Origin of the sequence: Arthrobacter sp. NPDC056691, assembly GCF_042791415.1 — a bacterium.
Classification (GTDB): Bacteria; Actinomycetota; Actinomycetes; order Actinomycetales; family Micrococcaceae; genus Arthrobacter.
Map to the genome: position 1 here is coordinate 156,506 of NZ_JBHTXX010000006.1, position 23,547 is coordinate 180,052.

General features: G+C 62.8%; 17 protein-coding genes and 2 pseudogenes. 10 read left to right on the forward strand and 9 right to left on the reverse strand.

Features of this window, described 5'->3' with window-relative positions; translation table 11 throughout:
- Positions 1–16: 16 nt before the first annotated feature.
- The 4 genes and pseudogenes from ACFRAU_RS07740 to ACFRAU_RS07755 form a co-directional block, all read left to right on the forward strand.
- Positions 17–895: an alpha/beta hydrolase gene (locus ACFRAU_RS07740; protein ID WP_377999431.1), complete on the forward strand. Its 879-nt coding sequence runs from the start codon at positions 17–19 to the stop codon at positions 893–895.
- 39 nt (positions 896–934) lie between these two features.
- Positions 935–1,267, forward strand: a complete 333-nt coding sequence (locus ACFRAU_RS07745) for a hypothetical protein (RefSeq protein WP_377995762.1) — start codon at positions 935–937, stop codon at positions 1,265–1,267.
- 74 nt (positions 1,268–1,341) lie between these two features.
- On the forward strand, positions 1,342–2,169 hold the full coding sequence (locus ACFRAU_RS07750; protein ID WP_377999432.1) for an SDR family NAD(P)-dependent oxidoreductase: 828 nt from the start codon (positions 1,342–1,344) through the stop codon (positions 2,167–2,169).
- A gap of 909 nt (positions 2,170–3,078) precedes the next feature.
- A pseudogene (locus ACFRAU_RS07755) lies at positions 3,079–3,339 on the forward strand (IS110 family transposase); the annotation flags it as partial.
- Positions 3,340–3,713: 374 nt separating this feature from the next.
- Here ACFRAU_RS07755 and ACFRAU_RS07760 read toward each other — a convergent pair.
- Both ACFRAU_RS07760 and ACFRAU_RS07765 read right to left on the reverse strand, forming a co-directional pair.
- The gene (locus tag ACFRAU_RS07760) at positions 3,714–6,200 is read right to left on the reverse strand and encodes a glycoside hydrolase family 2 TIM barrel-domain containing protein (RefSeq protein WP_377999433.1); all 2,487 of its coding nucleotides are present in this window, start codon (positions 6,198–6,200) and stop codon (positions 3,714–3,716) included.
- A gap of 543 nt (positions 6,201–6,743) precedes the next feature.
- Complete coding sequence (locus ACFRAU_RS07765; RefSeq protein WP_377999434.1) at positions 6,744–7,436, reverse strand: TetR/AcrR family transcriptional regulator C-terminal domain-containing protein; 693 nt, start codon at positions 7,434–7,436, stop codon at positions 6,744–6,746.
- A 164-nt stretch (positions 7,437–7,600) separates the two neighbouring features.
- Here ACFRAU_RS07765 and ACFRAU_RS07770 point away from each other — a divergent pair, with 164 nt between their 5' ends.
- The 4 genes from ACFRAU_RS07770 (at position 7,601) to ACFRAU_RS07785 (ending at position 11,225) form a co-directional block, all read left to right on the forward strand.
- Positions 7,601–8,887 carry an MFS transporter gene (locus ACFRAU_RS07770; RefSeq protein ID WP_377999435.1) on the forward strand — a complete coding sequence of 429 codons (1,287 nt, stop codon included), beginning with the start codon at positions 7,601–7,603 and terminating at the stop codon, positions 8,885–8,887.
- Positions 8,884–9,564 (forward strand): GDSL-type esterase/lipase family protein, encoded by a 681-nt coding sequence (locus ACFRAU_RS07775; RefSeq protein WP_377999436.1) that lies wholly within the window; start codon positions 8,884–8,886, stop codon positions 9,562–9,564. Before ACFRAU_RS07770 ends, ACFRAU_RS07775 begins: the two co-directional genes overlap by 4 nt.
- 201 nt (positions 9,565–9,765) lie before the next feature.
- On the forward strand, positions 9,766–9,900 hold the full coding sequence (locus ACFRAU_RS07780) for a hypothetical protein (protein WP_377999437.1): 135 nt from the start codon (positions 9,766–9,768) through the stop codon (positions 9,898–9,900).
- 308 nt (positions 9,901–10,208) lie between these two features.
- Entirely contained in the window at positions 10,209–11,225 is a 1,017-nt protein-coding gene (locus tag ACFRAU_RS07785; RefSeq protein WP_377995792.1) for a LacI family DNA-binding transcriptional regulator, read from the forward strand.
- Positions 11,226–12,403: 1,178 nt separating this feature from the next.
- Here the strand turns inward: ACFRAU_RS07785 and ACFRAU_RS07790 are convergent.
- From ACFRAU_RS07790 to ACFRAU_RS07815, 6 genes are all read right to left on the reverse strand, one after another.
- A complete protein-coding gene (locus ACFRAU_RS07790; RefSeq protein ID WP_377999438.1) occupies positions 12,404–12,964 on the reverse strand; it encodes a hypothetical protein in 561 nt (186 codons plus the stop codon).
- Positions 12,965–13,198: 234 nt separating this feature from the next.
- Positions 13,199–13,453: a winged helix-turn-helix transcriptional regulator gene (locus ACFRAU_RS07795; RefSeq protein WP_377995769.1), complete on the reverse strand. Its 255-nt coding sequence runs from the start codon at positions 13,451–13,453 to the stop codon at positions 13,199–13,201.
- Positions 13,454–13,820: 367 nt separating this feature from the next.
- Entirely contained in the window at positions 13,821–14,015 is a 195-nt protein-coding gene (locus tag ACFRAU_RS07800) for a hypothetical protein (RefSeq protein WP_377999439.1), read from the reverse strand.
- Positions 14,012–16,483 carry a glycoside hydrolase family 2 TIM barrel-domain containing protein gene (locus tag ACFRAU_RS07805; RefSeq protein ID WP_377999440.1) on the reverse strand — a complete coding sequence of 824 codons (2,472 nt, stop codon included), beginning with the start codon at positions 16,481–16,483 and terminating at the stop codon, positions 14,012–14,014. Before ACFRAU_RS07805 ends, ACFRAU_RS07800 begins: the two co-directional genes overlap by 4 nt.
- Positions 16,480–17,319, reverse strand: coding sequence for an alpha/beta hydrolase fold domain-containing protein (locus tag ACFRAU_RS07810; protein ID WP_377999441.1), 840 nt, complete (start codon positions 17,317–17,319; stop codon positions 16,480–16,482). Before ACFRAU_RS07810 ends, ACFRAU_RS07805 begins: the two co-directional genes overlap by 4 nt.
- 17 nt (positions 17,320–17,336) lie before the next feature.
- The gene (locus ACFRAU_RS07815; RefSeq protein ID WP_377999442.1) at positions 17,337–19,511 is read right to left on the reverse strand and encodes a glycoside hydrolase family 3 C-terminal domain-containing protein; all 2,175 of its coding nucleotides are present in this window, start codon (positions 19,509–19,511) and stop codon (positions 17,337–17,339) included.
- 855 nt (positions 19,512–20,366) lie between these two features.
- Between ACFRAU_RS07815 and ACFRAU_RS07820 the strand changes: the two genes are divergently transcribed.
- A complete protein-coding gene (locus ACFRAU_RS07820; RefSeq protein WP_377999443.1) occupies positions 20,367–21,047 on the forward strand; it encodes a TetR/AcrR family transcriptional regulator C-terminal domain-containing protein in 681 nt (226 codons plus the stop codon).
- 442 nt (positions 21,048–21,489) lie between these two features.
- Complete coding sequence (locus ACFRAU_RS07825; protein ID WP_377999444.1) at positions 21,490–22,839, forward strand: nitrate/nitrite transporter; 1,350 nt, start codon at positions 21,490–21,492, stop codon at positions 22,837–22,839.
- Between the two features lie 85 nt (positions 22,840–22,924).
- On the opposite strand, the pseudogene ACFRAU_RS07830 reads toward ACFRAU_RS07825, so the two are convergent.
- Positions 22,925–23,484, reverse strand: a pseudogene (locus tag ACFRAU_RS07830) (IS3 family transposase); the annotation flags it as partial.
- Positions 23,485–23,547: the final 63 nt, after the last annotated feature.

Here is a 23,547-nt window from a genome sequence, read left to right on the forward strand (position 1 = left end):
AGATGAGACCCTTCCCATGAGCAGAACCCGTCCAGCCAACTCCTCCGCAGCTTCGGCGACGTTCGTGGACCGCCGCGTCGACGGACGTGACGGCGCCATTGCAATCCGTGATTACCTCCCCGCCTCGGTGGATTCCTCTGCCAGGCCCTTTCTCTGGGTGCACGGTGGCGGGTTCCAAAGTGGCGGTCTTGATCAGCCCGAATCGCACGCTACCGCCCTCGCCCTGGCGGCAAAGGGGCGGTGGGTCCGCACTCTCGATTACCGGCTCGCCCCGCGCACATGGCCGTGGTCGAAAGTCGACTTGACCGTGCACCAGGGCCGATACCCCGCGGCCCTGCACGACGTTGTCGACACGGCGCTCGACCTGACCCGGGACGCCGGTGCCATCACTATTGGCGGAGCCAGCGCCGGCGCGTGTCTGGCCGCGGGCGCGGTTCTCTATCTTCGTGACCGACAGGAACAACTCCCGCTCGGCGCTGTGCTGGCGTATGGCACCTATCACGCCGAACTCCCCGCCAGCCCCGCGCTCGAGCTGGAACTCCACGGGATAGGACGACTGTTCTTTAAGTCGAAGATGGTCCGGGCCATGAACCTCAACTACGTCGGCGACTCTGAGCGCCTCCTCCCTGGCTACGCGTTTCCGGGTGGTGCGGACGTGACCGGATTCCCACCGACGCTGGTCGTCGATGCGATGAACGACCGGCTGCGCGCTTCCGGTCAAGCCTTCGCCGCCGAACTTTCCGAAGCCGGAGTGGACACCTCACACCACGTCCTCCCCCGGTCGATGCATGCGTTCCTGAGCTCGCCCCGGTCCGGCCATTTCGCCGCGGCCATCACGATGATCAGTGACTGGCTCGCCGACACCGACTCCCGTAAGCCCGGCCACCCCGCCTGACCGCCCCATCCCCTCACCGCTCGCTCGGAAAGGAACTCCGTGAACTTCCCCCATTACAAGGACACACCGGACGACACCATCGTGAACGAATTCATCCCGCCCCGCGTCCACATCTTCATCAACGATGCGCGAAACAGAGACGACGAGCTCAGCGACGCCGTCAACCGGCTCATACCACTGGCTCTGGAAACCCGGCATGGCATTTTAGTCACCCAACATAGCCCATCGGTCTACACACTCGAAGTACACCCCCCGACGCCCTTGGGGATGATTCGCGAGAAATGCCTCGAAGGGGCTGAAGAACTCACCGCATCTGTCACGGGTTCAGCCGACTGCGTCCTAGATACACAAACCCGGGCAAGGCAGCGGTAACAGGCCCTCCAACCCGCAACCGCCCGACGACACCCGCCGGACGGACCATTCAAAACTACTTTTAGGAGAAATGCATGACTCAGACAACTGTCATCACCGGTGGAACCGGAGGAATGGGGCTCGCTACGGCTCGGATTCTTGGCCGGGACCATCGCATCGTCATCGCCGACCTCGATCAAGGCCGCATCGACCAGGCGGTGAGCGATCTGACCGGCCTCGGCATCGACGCCATCGGCTTCGTCTGCGACATCACCGATGGATCCGCGGCAAACCGGCTCTTCGAGAACGCCGAAGAGGGAGGCCATCACGTCCGCGCGGTCGTGCACACCGCTGGTATCAGCCCGCAGATGGGAACCCCCGACCGGATCGCGCGCATCAACGGCACCGGCACGGTCAACATCGCCCAAGCATTCCTGAAGCGCGCGTCGGAGGGCGACGCACTCGTGAACGTCGCCTCGACCGCCGGCCACGGACTACCCAAAATACTTATCCCGTTCCGAAGCTTCCGGCTCGCACAAACCGACCCCGCATCGTTCGAACGCGTCATCGTCAAACGCGCCCGTGTCTTCGGCAAGAAGCTGCACGCCGGCATCACCTATGGCCTGAGCAAGGCGTTCGTGATCTGGTACACCCGCTCACTCGCGGGCGCGTTCGGCAGCAAGGGTGCCCGCGTCGTCTCGGTGTCCCCAGGAAGCTTCGACACCGCAATGGGAAAACTTGAGAAAGACCACGGCGCTTCCGAATTCCTGAAAGTCTCGGCGATCAAACGCTTCGGACATCCCGAAGAGATCGCCGCGGTCCTCGCCTTCTGTGCGAGTGAAGCGCCTGGTTACCTTACCGGCACGGACATCCTCGTCGACGGCGGCACACAGGCCGGGCAGGAGTTCAGAACGAACCACTGAACCCTGCACGCTGAATGTCCGATGCGTGACCAGGACAGCAGGATAAACGGTTTCCCTTGACAAGCAGCTAAGCCCCTCATGTTCGTGAAGACGGCACACAACTTCGCCGGTTCGCCCGAAGCAGTGCACGAACCGCTTCGCCCGAGGCAAAGACCTGTCCTGATTCCGGCGAACCCTCCTCCAAAACGCCGACCACGCCACCATACGAACGTCAGGAGAACAATTCGACCAGGGGCTCCTGGCTGTAGGCGTCCCCGTCGACTGGTTCACTGTCCAGGGATTGACTTACGGCTTCCTCAACGAACCCCTACTTTCTGCCTTCACGACAGGCCTTCAACGCAGAACTCACTGGTTAGCCGCAAACGTCGTGAGGTCGGCGGCCGAGCTCGGTCAGGTCATTTCAGCCCTCTTGGGCCAACCGCTATCGCCTTGCCAGGCCCCAGACATGAAAGGGCCGCCGGCTTCCTCCGGCCGGTCCCTGATCTCCACACGTCGCCGGCCGATCTGGAGGACCTCCTGGCAATTGATCCGTGGGGTTTTCCGCCGGTCCCGGCCCGTGCGAAGGCATCCGGCGGGTGGTTGAAGGCATCATTTACCGGGATGCAACATCGGTTAGACCCTACCCGCACGTAGCCTTCCATCTCAGATCGTACGTTGGTGCCGCGGCGGTTTCGGGCAACACCAGGACCGAACCGAGGGCCTGCCCCTTTGCGATGGGGCAGGCCCTCCATCATTGAATCCGGAAGCAACCGTCCCCGGTGCCTGGCCGAAAAAACGAAGACCACTAACTCCTGGCCAGCGCTTCCACGTCCATAAACCGGGGGCCACGTATCCTCGCATTCCCGCATTCCCGCATTCCCGCATTCCCGGATTCCCGCATAGGACCAGTCTCAACCAAACCCACCAGCCCGGCCGACGCACCAACCACGCAAAGCCGCCTTGGGCACTGCAGCGTTGTCCGCTTCCCGGAGCAAGAACACCTACCCGACAGCAAGATACCGGCGCGTCGCCGCCCGCCGCGGACCGATGAAAGCCGTCGTCGCGGTCGAACACTCCATCCTCACCGCGGCCTGGCACCTGCTCGCCGAAGGCGAATGCCTCGCCGACCCAGGCGCTGATCCCTTCACACGACTGGACCCAATCAAGGCCAAAAACGACGCCATCAAGTAACTCAACAGTCTCGGTTTCGACGTCACCAGCACCCCGGTCACCGCAGCCTGACTCACCACACTTTCGCATTAGGTCCGTGAGAGCGGAGTCAGCCTCTTGACCTTCCCTGCCGTGGAAGGTCAAGAGGCTGACTGGGCATAACCTATCCGAGGCACTGATTGCGAGGAGTTCGGGACCTCGCTGCGACGTCGGAGGATCTCATGCCTGATCAACAGCCACGTTGGATCCCGCCGGCGGCGACCACCAGGGTAAACGCTCCCCTGACGATCGGCGGTTCCACGCCGGCACCACATGCGTGAAGTCAGGCGTTCAAACCCGTGCCGGGATCCTCAGGACCTTGACTGCTGGACGCCGCGCCCACCCGTCCGGGCGACCTACCTCACGGGGAGGCTCATGGTTGCGTAATTGAGGCCTGGTGCCGTTGCAGTCATTGTCAGGGTGCCCGTTGATTTCGAAGGGCGAAGAACCGCGAGAGCCTGGCCGTGCCAAGTGTGTCGGCGGGGACGCTTGAAGCTGTCAACGTTGCGCGGGTTTCCGTTTCCGACGCCGATCAGGTTGCCAGCACCGCTGACGTAGAAGGATATTTTGGTAACAGCGTCGGGTACACGCCGGCCCTCCTTGTCAATGACCTCGACGAGCACGTGAGCGAGGTCGTCACGGCCCGTTGTGAGGTTCTGGACATCCGAAGTGAGACGAAGTCCTGCCGGTGCTCCGGTGGTGGTTAGTGTTTTGCGTGCGATTTCCAGCCCGTTTCGGCTGGCGATTGCGGTCAGCTGGCCGGGGGCGTAGGGGACCCTGAAGTTAGTCATTTGCTTGTCTGAGTCCTGCACTGTGTTACTTGCGATCAGCAGGCCATTGAGAAGCAGCTGCACCGTGTCGCCGCTGGTGTAGACCTGCACGTTCAATGGCAGCAGTTGCGCTTGGTCCCACGTCCAGCTTTCAAGAGCGTCGTACCAGGCGTAGTTCACGGCGACCTGCTGGGTGCCTGGCGGCGTCGGCCGCAGCACGACCATCTCGAGCGGGCTGTGACCGACGAACACTTCCCGATAGAGGTTCTGGGGCTTGCGCTGACCGATCAGGTCAATGTCGCCGCAGAAGCCTTGGAAGTAGGGGTACCCAACTGTCCCGACAAGGCCGCCGGCGGCCAGTGGCCCGGTGGTCGCTGTGGTGGCGCCGATGCCGCCTTCCCCGATGTAGTCCCATCCGGCCCACACCAGACTCCCGACGTACCAAGGGCTTGCCTGGGCGAGCTTTGCGTTGTCGTAGTTGCTGTTGAAGGGAACTTCGCTCTGGGTGATTGCTTTGTCCGGGTGCGCGGCGTGGTCTGTGGCCCCGGGGTTGCCGTGGAAGTCGAACACGTCAAGATAGGTCCATGGGTCTGGCCCGATTTTGAGGAGGTCAGCACCTCCGAGGGAGACGGGTCTGGTGACGTCCAGTGACCGTACGTGGTCCGCGAGACGGGGGCCGTAAGCATTCGGATCAGCCGCGATCTCGTTGCCGATCGACCAGATGATCACACTGGGGTGGTTGCGGTCCCGGCGGATAAATGTGGTGAGGTCACTTTGCCAGTGCGTCGGGAAGTACAGGTGGTAGTCGTTAGCCGCTTTTGCCGGAAGGTCCCATATATCGAAGGGCTCGTTCCAAACGAGCATGCCCAATTTGTCGCAGGTATCCAGGAAATGCGGCGAGAACGGGGTGTGAGCGGGACGGACAGCATTGAAACCGGCCGCTTTGAGAATCTCGATCTTGCGTTCCTCTGAGCGGTCCAGGGAGATGGCCCCGAGAGGTCCGTGGTCGTGATGGACATTGCCGCCGTTGAGCTTGATTCTCTTGCCGTTCAGCAGGAATCCGTCCGTGCCGTTCCACACCATGGAGCGGATTCCGAACGTTGTCGTGTTCGAGTCGATCACCCTTCCGCCCATTAGCACCTCGGTGCGTGCAGTGTAAAGATTGGGCTGCTCCGGGTCCCACAGACGCGCACCGCTGATCCATTGACCGAACGAATATGTTGTCTGGTCACCCGCGACGATGGAGACACTGCCGGATGTTTGCGTTCCTACTACGTTGTGGCCGGGATCAAGCAGCGTGGTCCGCACCTGCGCATTTGCGGTCTGGCTGCCATCGTTCCTGACTTCCACAGCTGTGTGTATGAGGGAATTCCCCGCGACAACGGGCGTTGTTACCTGGACGCCGAATGTAGGGATGCATACATCGCTCGTGGCCGTCAGCCACGTGTGCCGGTAGATTCCCGACCCGGAATACCAGCGGCTGCTTTCGTTCGGGCTCTGGACCCTTACTGCCAGAACATTCTGGCCAGCGAAATCCAGATGATCGGTCAAATCGAAAATGGCCGGCAGGTAACCATGCGCATTGAAGCCCAGGCGAAAGCCATTGAGCCAGAAATCGGCCGTCTGGAAGACCCCGTCAAAACGCACCTCGACCCGGCGGTTGAGGGCGTCCTTCGGGACGGTGAAATGCTTGCGGTACCAGCCGACGCCGCCGACGGTGTAACCCTGTCCACGTCCACCCAGGGCCGCGGGTCCGTAGCCGCCAGGGAGGTCTGCGTTGGCGTCAAAGGGCCCAATGACGGGAGGAACCCCCTGGATTAGAGAAGGATCGTTGGGGACCATGTACGTCTGAGGGCTCGCAGTTGCCTCACCGTTCTCGGACGTTGCATAGGGTAGATCCTCAATTTGCCAGTCGTGCGGGACGTCGAGCACCCGCCAGTAACTGTCGTTGAAGCCGATGGACTCGGCGCCTGCGGGGTCATCACGCAGGAAACGCCAGTCAGCATCAAAAGACGTCTGCGATCGGTTTCCTGCACTGGCCGCGGTCGCAGGGGCGGAGTCGAGGAGCACCATGCTGACACCTGCCGCCACGGCAGCGGTTGCCCCAATCCCTAGGACCTGACGCCGGCTGGGCGAGGCTGACGAGGGTGTAACTTCGGACTGCGCCATGATATTGCTCCCTTGCAAGTGGTCCTCTTCCTGATCCACGGGTTCGGTGCCCGCAGCAGAATTGTTAACGCTAACAATCTTGAAACAATTTAGTGCCGGACACAATAGCTGGAGCCAAGCTATGTGAAACAGCTTTGCGAGATTGGCCCCAGATAGCTCTGAGCGCCACATGTCAGGTCGGTTAGGAAAGCACGCCTGACGTCGCTTTGGCGGTGGAGGGCCGAATGTCGGCACAGCGTGCCGGTTCAGTGCTTTTCTGATCTCGTGCCCGGCGCGACCACCGGGCTTACGCCACGTTCATCGAGGTGCCGCAGTGGTCGTATGCAGGGTCCAAACGCGCAAGAAGGCCGCTCCTTGCGCGCAGTTCCCAGCTGGTGGAGCTTCCATAATGCTGGCGCGTACTGGAAGCCCATGGGGCAGCACGGCGCGCCTTGGGGTGCCGGTGGCTCATCCCTGGTCGTGGCCACCGTACGCCAGGAGGTGTTCCAGTCCCCACAGCAGAACGTCCATGTCGTAGTCGAACCGCCGGTCATCGTAGGACGTAAAGCCGACCGCTTCCAGGTGCCGCAGCGCTCCAAAGCTCGCTGAATCGACACCCTCAAGGGCCCTAACGAGTTCGGGCCCTTGAGGGTGTCCGCCCTCTCTGGCGTTCATGACCAGGTCTTTCGCGCAGCTCATCGCCACGCCGATTGCCAATGTCAGGGCTCTGGCGGCGTCACGTTCGCCGAATCCTGCCTCGATCATTTTCTCGAGCACGATTTCAGCGGGCCTGATCATGCCCTCGCTCGCGGGTCCGCGAAGCTTGAAGTACGTGGCGAGGGAACCGGACTCGACCAACGCGTCCTTCGTGCTTGCTGCAATCGTCCGCAAGGCCTGCTTCCAGTCACTCCATGCAGGCAGCCCGGCGACTTCGAAGCGGGAGGAAAACGCATCCACGGCGAGGAGCTCCAACAGGCTGTCCCGATCGGTCACATGATAGGTCACCGCCTTGCGATCGACCCCGAGCTCATCCGCTACCGCCTGGATAGTAAGTGTCTCCGGGTCCAGGTAGCGGGCCGCAGCGACAATGCGCGTCGGGTTGATTCCCGCGTTCTTTCCCCGTGTGCGGCGCACGGCGGGAACCGTTCCTTCTGCGGTCATGACGGCTCCTTGATGAGATCGGCGGCCGATCAACGACCATTCCCGACCGGGAATTAATTTCGGAAAAAAGCTTGACGCCTTCAAGCCTACGGGATACCGTTCCCGAAAGGGAATTAAATTCCCGAACAGGAATAGCGTAATTCCTTAGCTGAAAGTAGACGACGATGTCCTCGACCCCTCCAGAATCACTGGCCCACCCAAGCACCCTCTCCGAACCGACGGGGCCACTCGCCATCATTTCCCGCGTCGGTCAGGGCCGGCTCCGGCTCGCCCTCTTTATCGTTGGATTCGGAACGATCTTTGCGAACACCGCGCTGAACAACGTCCTGCTCGCCGCAAAACTGGCAATCCTCGCACCTGAACAGAAAGTCGCGCTCCTCGGGCTCGCGACCGCGATCGCCGGGCTCCTGTCCGGCATCTCAATCTTCGTCTGGGGCACCATCTCCGACCGCGTCCGGAGCCGGTTCGGCAAGCGCAGCCCCTTGATCGTTCTGGGCGGCATCGGTGCTGCCATCTTCATCGCCCTGGTCGGGTTCGCGCCGAACGTTGACCTGCTGATCGCCGCCTACGTCGGATACAACATCTTCCTCCCGGCCTTGTCGGCTGCCGTCCTCGCGGTGTTCCCTGACCGCGTTCCCCGGGAAAAGCGCGGTACGGCTTCTGCCTTCTACGGCGGGGCACAGGTACTCGCGGGCGCCGTCGCCGGCATTGTCGCGGCAAACTTCATCTCCGCCCCGGACCTGTTGCTCGTGACCACCTCGATCGGCATCCTCGTACCGGCCATCGCCTTCGTGCTGATCGCGCCTGACTTCTCCAACCGCCACGAGCCGATCGAAAAACTGACCGCCCGCGAGGTGCTCACGGCTTTCAAACTTCCGAAGGGAGCACCCGATTTCTACTGGGCCTTCACCGGACGGTTCGTGATCTTCCTTGGTGCCTCGATGATCGTGGCGTTCCAGCTGTACATCCTCACCGATCACTATCACCTGGCGAACGAGTCCGCCGGTCACATCATCGCAGTCGCGGGTATCGCAACACTGCTGACCATCGTCATCTCCACGGTCATCGCAGGTCCGCTCTCGGACAAGATCGGCCGGCGCAAGATGCCCATCTTCATCGCCTCACTCATCCTCACGGTCGCACCTGCCTCGCTCCTGCTCATCCCTTCCGGTGACGCCGTCATCGCATACGGCGCGCTGTATGGCCTTGGAACCGGAATGTTCCTCTCCGTCGATGCTGCACTGATGACCGAAGTCCTCCCGGACGAGCTCTCACGGGGAAAGGACCTGGGGTTCCTCAATCTTGCCAACTACGTTCCGAACGTTATCGGTCCGCTGGTGACATCACTGCTGGTCAGCACCGGGCTCGGCTACACACCCATTTTCGTGATCTCGATCGGGCTCACCCTCATCGGCGCCTTCAGCATCTTCAAGATCAAGGGCGTCCGATGAACGGCAGCGCAGCACTGAAGGGCCAACAGCTTCTCGGTCGGGCGCTGGGCCCGCTGATGCGGACCCCCATGCGGATGCGGCGCGACCAGTTCACACGGTTACCGCTGCCACCCGGCCGGGTACTGTTCCTCGGCGACAGCATCACCGAACAGGGGATGTGGCACGAGTGGTTCCCCTCAGTTCCGACGCTCAACCGGGGCGTCGGTGGCGACACCGTTCAGGGAGTCCGCCAGCGGCTCGACAGCGCTGTCAACCAGCCACGGCTCATCTCGCTCCTCATCGGAACCAACGACCTTGGTGGCCTGGGTACCACCAAACCACCGGCCCTCGCCGCGCAATTCTCTGATCTGGTCGTGGCACTCCGGGTCCTGGCACCAGAGTCAGTACTCGTGATCAACAGCGTCATGCCTCGAACCCCGCACTTCGCCCCGACCATCCGGGACCTCAACACCCGGTACCAGGACATCGCGATAAGGGAGGGTGCGCGTTTCCTCGACCTCTGGCCTGTTCTCGCCGGTCCGGATCGCGGGCTCAAGCCTGAGTTCACCGCGGACAACCTGCATCTCAACGGCGCCGGATACGGGGCCTGGACCAAGGCCCTCGCACCCGTCCTCGACGAGGTCCTGGCAGTACCCCCTGCGGGCCGCCCTTCGCCCGCAGGGGGTACTGCATCATGATCCGCTCAAGCTTCAACGACGTCCCCGGCGACGGCGGTCCGCCAGGTCACAGAGCGGGCGGGAGGTGACCCTCCCCTTGACGCGATGCACCAGGAGCAACGCGACGCCGCTGCGGCGGCGGCCGGCCATAGCACCGGCTACTTTTCCGGAGGCATCAACTCGCCCTGCGCAGTCGCCTGGGCCGCGCAGGGGGAACCAATCTTGGGCGTCACCACCGCCATGGCCGACGAATTGGGGGGCGGGATCCCCATCGGCCCCTTCGCCATCACCGGAGACGACTCCATCGGCCGGGGCATCGTCGAAACGCTCAGTGGACAGGGCTCACGGGCCGTTTGATGAAGAACCACGGCCCATTCACCGTCGGCAAGGACGAGCAAGATGCAGTCAAGGCAGCGGTAATGGGTTGGAGACGTCGCCCGATCAGTACTGTTCTCCGAGCAGCCGGGAAGCCCTCACACCACAGCCCCGGATGCGGTCGACTTCCTCTTCAACAGTTACCAGAACGTCTACGGACAAGACCCGACCGGAGCGCTGAACTGAACGAACCACCAGAGCTACCCCGAGAGGGGGATGACGCACATGGCCGTTCCGCGGACCATTCGGCCGCGACTGCAGACGGGCACGGACCCATGCAAGCAGGGCGGATGCCCCGCCTGAAAGATGTCGCGGATGCCGCGGGAGTTTCCTATCAAACTGTCTCGCGCGTCATCAACAATCATCCGAGCGTCAGCGCGCCCACCCGCGAAAAAGTAAAGTCGACCATCGCCGCGATGGGATACCGTCGGAACACTGCCGCCCGCAGCCTGGTTACCCGCCGTTCCCAGACCATTGGCGTGCTGGCCAGTGAACTGTCCCAGTACGGTCCGGCCAGTACCGTGGCAGGCGTGGAGCGAGCAGCCAGGGATGCCGGCTACTTCGTCAGCATCGCCGCGTTGAGGGAGATCACCCGCGAAAGCCTTCTGGGTGCGGTGGGACACTTCATCGACCAAGGCGTTGACGGGATCATTCTGCTGGCACGGCAATCGGACAGCGTCGTCCTTGCCCTGCAGGAGATGACGTTGGCCGTTCCCGTCGTGGCAGCCGGTTCACCCGGTAACAGCACCGTCCAAGGGGCTGCAGTCGATCAGCGCCACGGAGCCCGGCTCGCCGTCGAACACCTCATTGAGCGCGGTCATCGGCTTATCGCCCATGTCTCCGGACCTCCCGGTTGGGCTGATAGCGATGAGCGTGCGACGGGGTGGCGTGAAGCCCTGCGCGCTGCTGGCCTCCAAGACCAGATAATCATTGAAGGAGACTGGAGCGCTGACAGTGGCTACAACATCGGGTTAAGTCTCGAACCGGAGGACATCACCGCACTGTTTGTGGGGAACGACCAAATGGCCCTGGGTGTCCTGCGCGCCTTCTCCGAAAGGAATATCCGCGTGCCCGAAGACATTTCAGTGGTTGGATTTGACGACCAACCCGAAGCCGGATATTTCATCCCGCCCCTGACCACCGTGCGGCAGGACTTCGGGGAACTGGGCCGCAGGTGCGTCGAGACGCTCTTGCGGCAGATGCAGGGGGTTGGCGTAGACCGCCCTTCCGTCGTCATCCCGAAGTTAGTCCAACGCGCCAGCACGGGCGCATATCCACATGACTGCAGCAAGAGCTCAATATGGTGATTGACGCGTCAATTGTCAGCGCTCGCAATTGAGCTGGAAAATTGGCGCACCTGCCAAACTGTAAGGCCGTATTGTGTTGTACAGCCATCAGGCACCGGCCGAGACTTCGCCCCTTCCGGGTCTGAACATCCAACCAAACGTCAAATCACGACCAACCGGGCGGCCCATTGAACCGCTTCGACGCGGCCTGCGCCGCTAACCAATTTCGTGAACTTCCGAAGTCGACAGCTCCGGAGCCACGTGGGTCTTACTTCTTGCCGCGTCTGGCGGCGCCCCAGTCCGCATCAATGCCGCGGGAGGGAGACCCACGAGATTGGCCCTGGCGATCCGGTACCGAGTGGGCGAATCGGTGAGGCTTGCCAGTCTAATTACGTAGGAGTCCGTTCCTGCCGTCGATAGTCGTAGTGTGGGGGGCCCTGCGAGACGACCGTCGACGGCAGGGATAGATGAACACCCTGGCCCGGGACGCCGTGGTGCCCGCCTCCAGGAGGCCGAAGAGGCTTCCGTGAAGGCCCAGGGCAAGGCCGACAACTAGCCTAAATGCCCCTTCCTGGGCGCCCGTTCCCGGTTAAAAATGGTGCCTTGGTCACCTGCCGACGCCGTTCCCCCCTATGGTTCTTTGAGGCCGTCAACTAGCCGGGCGTTGGGGGTCACGTTCTGGGCCCTTCATTGTTTCTTTTCTGAGAACGCGGATGAGATTCTTTTCCCGGTGACCCCCACGGGCGGCCGCATCGATGATCGAAGGTCCGTGCTGCGAGGAGATGAACGGGATCATGCTGGCCAAACCCAGGATGAGGAACAAATCATTGCCAGGGTCGCCGCGATCGACATTGGCAAGGCTGAACTCGTGTGTTGTGTCCGGGTCCCTGCGCCAGGGAACCCGAAGAAGCGTCTGCAGGAGGTGTCGACGCATTCGACGATGAGCCGTTCGCTGGCGGAGCTCGCCAACCATCTGGTGGAGCTGCGCAGCGAACGGGTGGTGATGGAGGCGACGTCCGATTACTGGAGGCCGGTGTTCTACCTCCTGGAGGCGCACGGGCTCGAGCCGTGGCCGGTCAGCGCACGCGACGTGAAGCATCTGCCGCCCATCGTCGCCATCGGACGCTCCATCCTCGTCATCACCTGGCACCTGTTGCAGAACCCGGATGCCCCGTTCCGTGACCCCGGCGCCGACCACTTCAGCCGACACACCGACCCGGAAAGCAAAAGAAAGCGGCCACATCCGACAGCTCGAAGCACTCGGCTGCACCGTGACCCCTCACACCAGCAGCGTGACACCCACCCATATCCATACACCGACCAACCGCCGGGCCACGACGGACACTCCAACGCGCAACGGCCGCGGCCACATCACCTCCATTGACCCGTCCGCCCTCGCGGGCGATCCGTGACGCAGTGGCGCGTCCGATACCAGACGCGGCTCCGGTGACGACGACGGTGCGCCCGGTGAAGCGATCGGTGGTGATTCGCTCGCGCCACTGGCCGTCGACATCGGCTTCTTCCGGCTTGATGCCGCCGTTGGCCCGAAGCACCAGATCGTCGACGAGTTCCTGGGGCAGCTGGCCCTGGCTCAGGGCGACGAGCTGCTGGAGCGGCAGCCCGAGAACCGGCTCGAGCGCGGTCTCGTCGAACGCACCGCCATGTCCGGGAACCTGCCTGATCAGTTGACCACCCTCGGGGTGGTTGAGCCATTCGCGGATAGGCGACTGAGCGGTGAGGGGGCGATCGTTGCTTGCCATGTTTGTGTTTCCTTTTGTGGGCTAGTCAGCCGTGATTTCGGTTGGAGTGAAATCTCCCGGAGAAAACCCGCTACTTCTCGCTTTGCGGCTATTCACCGCCAGGACATGTGCACATAAACTCGCCGGGTTCGGCCGACACCGCGTCCAGCTCGAGGGCGGGATGACGAGACGGGCCGTGAGGCCCTCCATTATGCGGGCATTCTCGTCGTTTTGTGCGGTCCTGTGGTGGTCGCGTCAGCTCAGTGACACGAGAATCGCACGGCGTCCCGAACTCGTCGTGAATGTGGTTTGAACCCGTCCCTGAGACTTGAGTATCCCGACAAGATTCGACACTGTGGCCGGTGAGAGGTTTGTCCGTTCAGCCAACTTCCTTTGTGTGGCGGGGCCTTCGCTGCTGAGCCGCAGGATCAGCAGCTCCATGTTGTTTCGCCGTAAAGCTTGCTGCGAACCGGGTCCATAGGACGACTCAGATCTCAGGGTCTTGGGCATGAGGTCCGCTCTTTCTCCCTAGTCGGGTGGGTTGAGTCTCCGAGCTTCTTTGGGCTCGATAAAATCTTTGACCACTGTTTGCACAGGTCAGCTCCTCGGTCTGATAGGTGTACGTGGTCGGTGAGCAGAGCCAGTCCTTGGCGGTCCGCTATGGAATGCCAGGACCTTCGCAAGAGGGTGTGTTGGAAAAACGCTCTTCCCATGGCCCGTTTTGTTCCGTCCCAATGAGCGGACGGTTGTTTTGAGCGGGAGTGCGTCATGAATGCGTCGGCGCAGCGGTAGTACCGGCACGCAACGTTTCCGGCCGATGTGATGGATGACGGTGTTGCAGTCCTCAGCGATTGCGTTGTAGCGGCTTCCGGGGACTTCACCTGGCAGCGGCAGCTCGATCAGGGCGATGCGGGCATTCGTTTCGCGCTGCACGGTCCGTGATGTCGGCGAACTCGCTCACGGCGCGGTCGATCCCCCTGGTCGAGGCCCGCCAGGACGATGCGATGGTCCGCGCCCAGGATGTGAGCGGTGGCGAGCCCATGCCGCCGGTGATCACGGCTGTCTTCGTCATGCGATTCTCCTTGACGTGTGTATCAGTTCTTCGGCTTCGATTGAGGTACCTGCCGGCGGGCAGCCGTCGGCCTCGACTCGGATGTCGATCTTCCCGGGACGGTGCGGGCGAATGATGGCCAGTGCTCGGCCGTCGAAGGTGGTGCACGTCGCCGCATCGAAGCGCTCCTGCGTCGAGGGTCGCCCGGTTCCCAGGCCGGCGAGGCTTCCGGCTCCCGTGACGGTGACGGTGATCGCGCGGTCGGCGTTGTTGACGACTGTCCCGAGGTGGTCCCGGAGCGAGATCTCGACGTAGGCGAGGTCGGTGTCGTCGGCACGGACCGTGTCCTTGTCGGCTCGCACGTCGATCGCGACGGGACCATCGACGGTTACCACGGTGGTCCGATTCTGCTCGACGCCGTCATGGTAGGCGATCGCGGTCAGCTCGCCGGCCCGGTAGTGAGTGTCGAAGCGTGTGATGAAGGCTTTTTCCGCACCGACGCGCTGCCGGGCGATGACCTCACCATTGAGGACGAGTTCCACCTCATCACCGGAACTGTAGACGTCGACGACGACAGGTGAACCAGCCGGGACGGCCCATGTCCAGCTCGACACGGAGTCCGACCACGCCCAGCCGGAAGATGCGGTGGGGCGGCCATAGTTCTGCGGCCGGTGGACAGCGATGTATGGTGCGGCGGCGAGACCGAACACCGTCTCGCGGTAGTACGACATAGGACGGCGATGCCCGGTGATGTCGATGTCGCCGGCGAATGCCGCGAGATAGGGGTACGCGGCGCTCAGGCCACTGTTCTTGTAGCCTGGCTCATCCGTGTAGTCCACGCGGCCGATGCCGCTCTCGCCCAGATAGTCCCACCCCACCCAGGTGAAGTCGCCGATGACGTGGTCGTGCTTCGTCACCAGCCGCCATAACTCGTCGATGTGACCGGGATTGGTCTCAGAGCCTACGAGCACTCGTTGGGGGAAGAGCTCAGCATCTTGCTCGTACCGCTGATCGCCGTAGTTGAGCCCGACGACGTCCACTTGCGCTGCAGCTTCTTCGATCGCGCCGGTGACGAGGTCCGAAACTACGAGCTGGGCGAGTCCGTCGCCCATACTGCCCATCGCGGTGTTGACGTCCTGCTGCTGCCCGGCGGCGGACATCATCGCTGCGATGGTGTCGAAGACCGAGACAGTCGGGTTGATGGCGTTGGTCACGAATCGAGTCGTGTCGAGGGTTCGCAGCTTCTCGACGAGTTTCCGTCCCCAGGTGCTTCCGATCGAGCTTCCGGTCTCGAAGATTTCGTTGCCGATCGAATAGCAGATCACGCTCGGGTGGTTGAAGTCCTTGCGCACCATCGCCTCGAGGTCGCGTTCCCACCACTCCGGGAATGAAAGTGAGCTGTCGAACCCTGTCTTGGCGACGGTCCAAACATCCGTGAGCTCGTCCATCACGAGGACGCCCAAGCGGTCACACGCATCGAGCATGGCTCTGCTCGTGGGGTTATGTGAACTGCGGATCGCGTTGAATCCGGATGCCTTCAGGATCTCGATGCGCCGCTCCTCCGCGCGAGCGATGGCGGCCGAGCCGAGAGGTCCGTTGTCGTGGTGGATGCACGCGCCGCGGAGCTTCACCTGCTCGCCGTTGATGCGGAGTCCGCCGACAGCGTCAACGCGCACCTCGCGGATGCCGAAGACTGTCCGGTCCTCATCGAGTTGGACGTCCCCGTCGCGAACTGCGGAGTGGTTTGCGTAAAGGTTGGGCAGGTCCGTGCTCCACAGCCGGGCTTGGTCGACGTTCAGTCTGAAACGCGCCACACCGGAGGTGTTCGGCAATAGGGTGATGGGTGAAGATCCGGCAGCGACCACAGCCCCGTCGGCATCCGTCACGGTGGTGTCAACCCGGACTGTGCGAGTGGCGCGAGTTTCGTTCGTCACCGGCACGGCGACGGCTAGTACGGCGCGAAGGCCTTCCACGTACTCGGTGCTGACCTGTACACCGTCGAGCGGAATATGAATGGGGTCGCTCACGGCGAGATGGGTGTCACGGTAGATGCCCGCGCCGGTGTACCAGCGTGAGTCCTGGTGGGATCGGCATTCCACAGCGATCGTGTTCGGTTGCCCGAAGCGTAGATAGGGATTCGCGTCGACGACGAACCCGGCGTAGCCGTTGGGGCGCTGCGCCGCGAGGTCGCCGTTGATGTAGACCATCGCGTCGCGATAGACACCTTCGAACTCAACGGCGACGACCTTTTCGCGGTGTTCCGCGGGTACATCGAAGACTTTCTCGTACCGGAAGTAGCCGCCGGGGAAGTAGCCTGTGTGCGAACCACCTGGGTGATCCGGGGAGCGTTCGAGGTCACGGACCGCGTCGTGTGGCAGCGTGACCGGCAGCGGCGTCACCGGCAGCGCATCGGCGCCGCCGGTGAAACTGTCGAACGGCGTCTTCTTCGGCGTGACAGTCCAGTTGTCATTGAAAGATCGGCGAATCATTGGCGTGCTTTCTGATCGTCCATCCATGTGACGAGCGCTTGCGTGCCGTCTGTGAAGTGGCGGGTTTTGGGCTTGTTGAGGAAACCATGGGTCGTGTTGGGAAGGACCTGCGTGGTCGTCTCGATGCCCGCGTCAATGAGCTCCTGGGCGAGTGCATCGCCGGAGGCTCGGAGATTGTCCCGGTCAGCGTTCATGACGAGAGTCTGCGGCAATCCCCGCAGATCGCCTCCGCCGGGAAAGACGGCGTGATCGTCGAGGCTTTCCGGGGAACCGCCGTAGTTCATGTTCATCCGTTCCAGGGAGTCCTTACCCAGGAAGACGGCCATCGCGCGGTCGCTCATTCGAATCCTCGAGCGAAGCTCCCGGGTCACCGTTGCCGGTCGCCCATGGAATGTGCCGTAGATGAGAGCGAGTCCGCTCGGCGGGGGCCCGTCCCCGTCCCGCAACCTGGTCGCGGCGGACAGGCTGAGCCCCGCGCCGGCGCTTGTTCCTCCCAGGAGAGGAGAACGTGTACTTGGCTGAGTGGAGGCGAGGTCCTTGTACGCGTCGAGGACATCGAACAACGGTTCGGGGTACCTGTTGGTGGACGGCTTCGGCCGGAAGGTGCCGCGGAAGTTGATCATGGGTACGAGACGGTAGTCGACGGCACGCACGTGCCGGCCGCTGTGCGCGATCGCACGGGCGACGGCGTCGGATTCCGGCATATCGAGTCCGCCTCCCATGAATCCCCCGCCGTGCACCCATACGAGCGGGACGGTATGTCGCACTTCGTCCGGCGCATAGTCCCGCACGGGGATGTCATGGCCGGTGCGACCTGCGACGGTCGTGTCGGTCACGTGGATGCCATCGACGCTCACCGAGACGTCGCATCGGAGTATAGGGGCCGGGCTGCGTTGAAGTCGGCCGGACTGTGAGCATCGCAGATCAGCTGCCAATTCCCCCTTCGCCGCGACCAGGTCTTGGAGCTGGGGTCGCGTTCGCGTGTGGGACTGAGGTCGAGCGCGACCTCGACAACGGTCTCCGCGCCTGGGGCCAGGCGCACGCGGCGGAATCCGATCAGCTGCGGAACGCGGCTGGCGCCTGACGTCTCGACAGCATAGACCTGCGCGACGGTAGACCCGGCGCGGGCGCCCGTGTTGCGCACCCGAACAGTGGCGACGCCGTCGGCGTCGGACGCGTGATGCTCGATGAGTTCCATCTCGAACGTCGTGTACCCGAGCCCATAGCCGAAGGGGTATGCCGCCCTGTTGCCGTCGCGATCCAGCTTGCGCTGACCCCACCATGCGTCGTAGGTGATCTCGCTCGCTGAGGCGTCGAAGAACGGCAGGTGTGCGGCGTCCTTGGGAATAGCTAGCGGCAGCCGGCCTCCCGGCTCTTGGGCGCCGGTGAGCACATCCGCGATGGCGCGTCCTCCCTCCATGCCGGGATACCAGGCCATCAGGATCGCGGGGACGTCGTGGCGCCACTTCTCCATGATGATCGCGCTGCCGCCGATGATGACGGGAATGGTGCGGGGGTTCGTATCGACGACAGCTCTAATGAGCCGTTCGTCCCGCTCGTGCAGCGTCAGCGATGTGCGGTCGCCGCCCTTGCCGAACTGGCTTATTAGTCGGGCGATCTTCTTGAGCAGCCAACCGACGACGAGGGTGTTCATCGGCCATCCGAAGATCGGCATGTCGCTGGGTTCCTCATTCTCCACCCGCTCACCCTCGTCGTCGAAGCTCATCCCGGCGACGACGATTGCGAGGTCGGCTGACGCGGCCGCCTCGCGGGCCTCTGCGAGGTCGGTTCCGTCGACGTGGGTGATCGATACAGTGGGAAGCGCCTCGCGCAGGCCGTCGAGGGGAGACGAGGACGAGGGCGGGTGCACCAGCGAGGAGCCGTGGTCGCCCATGTTGGCCTCCACGGCGAGGGCGCCGATCACGGCTAACCGGCGAATCGAGGGGTCCAGCGGCAGCAGCGCCGCGCCCTCGACTGGGTCGTTCTTCAGGAGCACAGCTCCTTGGGCCCCGGCTCTGCGGGCGAGGGCGCGGTGCGCAGGGCTCGCGAGTACCGCCTTCGGCGGTGCTATCTGATCGCGCGCGGCCGCGTGCCGTACGAGGGTCGACAGGATGCGGCGCACTGGGCGGTGGAGGGATTCCTTGCTCACGAGTCCCTGTGCGATCGCTTTCGGCAGCTCGCGGGCTCGGTGCATGCGCAGCGGCATCTCTATGTCGAGCCCCGCGTCCAGGCTTCGAACCGCGTCGTGGATGCCGGAAGCCCAGTCACTCGTGACGAAGCCCTCGAAGCCCCACTCGTCGCGGAGGATGTCGGTCAGCAGCACCTTGTTGTCGCCTGCCCACTCTCCGTTCACCGAGTTATATGAGCTCATCACGGATTCGGCGCCCGCGTCGATGACGGTCTTGAAGTGCGGGAGGTAGACCTCGTGCAGCGCGTGCGCATCGGCAGTCACGTCGACTTTGAACCGTGCGTTCTCCATCGAGTTCAAGGCGTAGTGCTTCACACAGGCGATCACGTTGCGCTGCAGTCCACGCGTGAGAGCGGCGCCCATCTGACCGAGGAGTACTGGGTCGTCCCCGTAGGATTCCTGCGCGCGTCCCCACGCCGGGTGGCGTATGAGGTTGATGCACACCGCCCCGGAGTAGTTCGCGCCCTGTGCGCGACCCTCTAGTCCCATGGCAAGACCGATGGCTTCTTCCAGCTCCGGGTCCCAGGTCGCACCACGTGAGATCGTGACGGGGAACGCTGTGGATGCACCTGCCACGACCCCGCGCGGCCCGTCGACGAACTGCACGCCGGGAATACCGAGCCGTGGAATCGCACCAGCGGCGATCGGACCGGCCTTGATCTTGGCCGGAAGTGTGATGATGGCGCGTAGCGGCACGTCACCATCCAGCATCCACAGCAGTTCTTTGTTGGTCATCTGGGTGATGAGCCGCTCTGCGACATCCGCTGGCGTCAATGTTCCAGCGCGAACGGCGCGTACTCCGTCCTCAAAGCTGAAGTGCGCCTTCTTCTTACGATTCATGGATCAGCTCTCTTCTGGACATCGGCATAGCTCTTGCTCGTCGTCGTGCTACGCATCCGCTGCCAGCGCTCGGCTGCTGAACCGGGTCTACGGCCGGGCTGTCCGCGTGCAGCGCGGCGCGGACGATCCAGTTGTCGTCGAACGACGCACGCAGCATGCTTGTGCCTTCTGATTCAGCGGAAGGACAGACGAACATCACGGCAAGGGATGCTACGACGGAGGCGTTGCCCGTAGGCAGGCTGACAGGGCTGTCGTGCGCTGCCGTGCCTTTTCGGATCCTTCTCCGTCGAAGTTATTTCCTGTTCGGGAATGTAATTCCTTTTCGGGAAATGTACGCTACCGGATCAGGGAAGTCAACCCATCGGCGTCGAGCTAAGGAGGAGCCTGGCAGAAGAGCTGGCGCGTCAGAGGTCCGCGGGCCCCGCATGCCCGGCCGAGGTCCAGCCGCGCAGGAGCGCATTGGCCCACACCTTGCCGCTTCGGCCTGCCATCCGAAGTGGTCTGGCGAACCACCCGCTTACCAACACCCGCAAGATACGTCCCGAGGTGGGTCACTACACGCTCGATTGAAGGCGGCGCGTGGGCTGGATGAAAGGGGCCGCGTGCAAGAGAGAACTGGTCGACGTTCATGTGGAGCCTGACCTTTCTTCTTTCGAAGTCTCGACGCAAAACCCATCCGCGTCGTAATGCGCGCCTTGAACATTGGGCTCCCAAGGGAATGGGAGGATGGAACATGATCACACGCAGTGGCTGCGAGCCTACGGCGCGGAACCTTGATTCTTCCCGATGGGAAATTACGGTATCGGTATGTGAAGGCGATGCTACGCTCCCTGGGAGAACGCGGAAGGGGCGCACATGACCTCAACGACAGATTCCGCCTCACCGCGGCGTGGGCGTGGGCGACCGCGTCGCATCGACCAGCAGATGATCGTAGAGGCAGCTCGCGGAATCCCTGTGGGCGAATTAACGATGCGTGCCGTCGCCGAACGCCTTGGGGTTAACCGTAAGGCCCTGAATTACCACGTCAGTGATCGTGATGGACTGCTCGACCTGCTTGCGGCGTACTCGCTCGCGGACGGAATGTCGGCGATCGAACTCAGCCTCAGCCGGGATTGGCGCGACCTTCTGCGCGACTTTGCTTCGCAGACTCGTACCGTCGTCGCCTCGCTTGGTGATCTTGCCGAGTACTCACGTGTGGATGCGAAGCTGGACGCAGCGGCGCTGAAGCCTGCCGAGGCGGTGCTCCGGTCCCTCCTCCGCGCCGGCTTCTCAACCCGCACCGCAGGACTAGCGCTCGCGAACATCGCGGAGTTGGCGTTCTCTGCCGGCCGCAACGACATCGATAGGGCGGACGCCAGCACTCATAAGACGACGGCCTCCATTCGGCAGATCCTGAAATCCACGCGCGAGCCGGGCTTTCCGGCCATGGAGGCCGTCCTGCTCGCCGACAACGGCCTCCTCGGCGAGGAGCAGTTTCAGTTCGACCTGCGCGTGGCCATCCTCGGCCTGGAGCAGATCCTCGCCAACGAGGCTTAGGCCCACTATCTGCCTCGCCGGACTCGCAGTGTGCGAGCCCGTTTGGCGCGATCTGATTCAAGACCGAATATTTCCCTTGCGCGTGTTTATTGCTTGATTTATATTTACCCGTGGGGAGTAAATATTTCCTTCGCATCGTAACCAAGCTCACACCGCCATCCAGATATCCGTCGGGGACGCCATCCCATAGCGGACCGCACACCACGAGAATCAGCGGCAGAGCGCCACTGGCCGATGACGAACGCCGAGGCAATTTTCGTCATCGAGTCCCGGCCGATCGACGTCGAAGTCACCGCGAGCTCCGATGACCTTCATACGCCTGCCGATTTTCAGAGGACAGGTCCCATAGGCGACCTGGCCCGGGTGGCGCACCTTACGCCCTGAAGTCGCAACCCTCACCAACTAACAAAGCCACGCTCAGCCCGAAGCACAGGAGTCAAAGATGACCGACCAAGTTCCGCTCACCACATCCGTGGCCGCCGTCCGAAAGCAGCCCAACCCTTGGTGGGTGGCGATCATCTGCAGCATGGCCGGCTTTATCGACACCGGCATCGCCGGGGCGTTCGCGGTGGTTCTCGTGATCTATCAAGGTGCGATCGGGCTGCTGCCCGAACAGATCGGGCTCCTCACTGGATTGTTCGGCTTCGGCATCGCATTCGGGGCCATCGTCGGTGGCCGTCTTGGAGACGTCCTCGGCCGTCGACGCGTGTTCACCGGAACCATGATCGTCATCATCGCCGGGGTGGCGGTACTGATGTTCTCGAGCGCGTTCCCCGTGCTGGTCGTGGGGGCGCTGCTCATGGGACTCGGAACCGGTGCGGATATTCCGGTCGCGCTCACGACGATGACGGAAGCGGCCCGCACCGACAAACAGCGAGGCCTGTTCATCGCCTTCAGTGGCGTATTCGTTGCCCTGGGTGGGATTAGCGCCGCGGTCATCGGAGGAATCGTAGGGAACATGGGGCTTGCCGGCGCGCAGATCCTGCTCGGCTATCTCGGCGTAATCACGCTCGTCGTGCTCATTCTTCGGCTGACAATTCCCGAGTCCGCCAGCTGGCTGTTGGCGAGGGAGGAGAGGCGTCGGGGAATCGACACAGTCCGAGCAGACCGTTCGTCAGTCAAGGACCTTCTCCGTGCACCATACCGAGTGCCATTCCTGGGCCTGCTGGCCTTCTATACGCTGGTCATGGCTTCCGCCGTCCCGATCGGCCAATACGGGACCTACCTTTTGGTCAACGTCGCAGGAGTGTCCATAGCGGACGCGTCGTTGACAGGTCTGTTCGCGATACCGATCGCGATCGTGGCCATCCTGTTGTCATTCCTGCAACTCGGCAACGCCAAGTTCCGGTTTCCGCTGTTCACGGTCGGCGCCGTTCTCCTGGTTGTTACGCCCTTCATCCCCGTGGTGTTCGGGTTCTCCTTCGTCACCTACCTGATCTTTTTCTTGCCTTCCGCGATCGGATCCGCGCTTGCGAGTGAAGGCATCATGAAGTTCTGGGCTGCTCGATCCTTCCCGGTGCTGCTTCGCAACACGGCTGTCGGCGTGATCTTGTCCGTAGGTCGTTTCGCTGTCGCAGGCTACGCAATCGTGGTGCCGACACTCGTCACGCTGGGGGTCAACGTTCTCCTGATCTCCATGTCCATTGTGGCGCTCGTCGGGCTATCGATCGCATGGACCGTCTTCCGCGCCCGCGACAAACACAGCGAGTTCGACACGGAGAAGGAGCGAGAAACCGATCCTAACCCTGCGAACACCGCGGCTGTCCTGGCTTCTGTTGACTCGGGTTCTTAACCCGTTGCGAATGCGGTCCGCTTTGATCGTTCAATGGGAGGGGCGTGAGTCTTTCCAGCCGACTTTGCAGTCGCCGGCCGTGCTAGGTCCGCTTGATCCAAGGTGGTGATGCCAACGGGAGTTCCTTTCTGGTGAGCCACCGCTGACGATCCAAGACGTTCTTCTGCAGCAGAGAGAAGAACCATTCCATCGCTTTTCTGTCCGCATACGCGCCGACCTTGCCCGTTGGGCCTGTCAACCCGGGATGCTGGAGCAATTCAACCAAGCGGGCGACCGGAACAGGGACCTGCGACCGCAGGGAAGCACTGTGCCAGCCAGCTGCCAGCCCGCACCGCGTTCCCCCGCGCAGCCAAGCCAGGAAGGAATTCATCGTGAGACCATCGAGTACCCGCAGATCCTCCCGAAATAGAGGTCCTCGACGGCACAGGGGCAGTGCTGCCCTCGCTGGGTGGTGTGCTCGGTGATGTCCGTGAACCACGGCTCGTTCGGGGCAGCGGCGGTAAAGCCCCGCTTCAACAGGTCGTCGGGGATCGGTGGCCCCGGCATCCGGCTAAGCCTGCTTCTTGGAGAACACCGACCAGATGCCGTGGTCACTGGTTTTCGCCGGCCCCGGATTCCTTTCTCGGGCAGCTCGTCGGCGAGGAACCAGCGAGCCTCGATCGACAGCTGGAAGCCGAATATTCAGGGATCCGCTGATCCGGGGCCGTG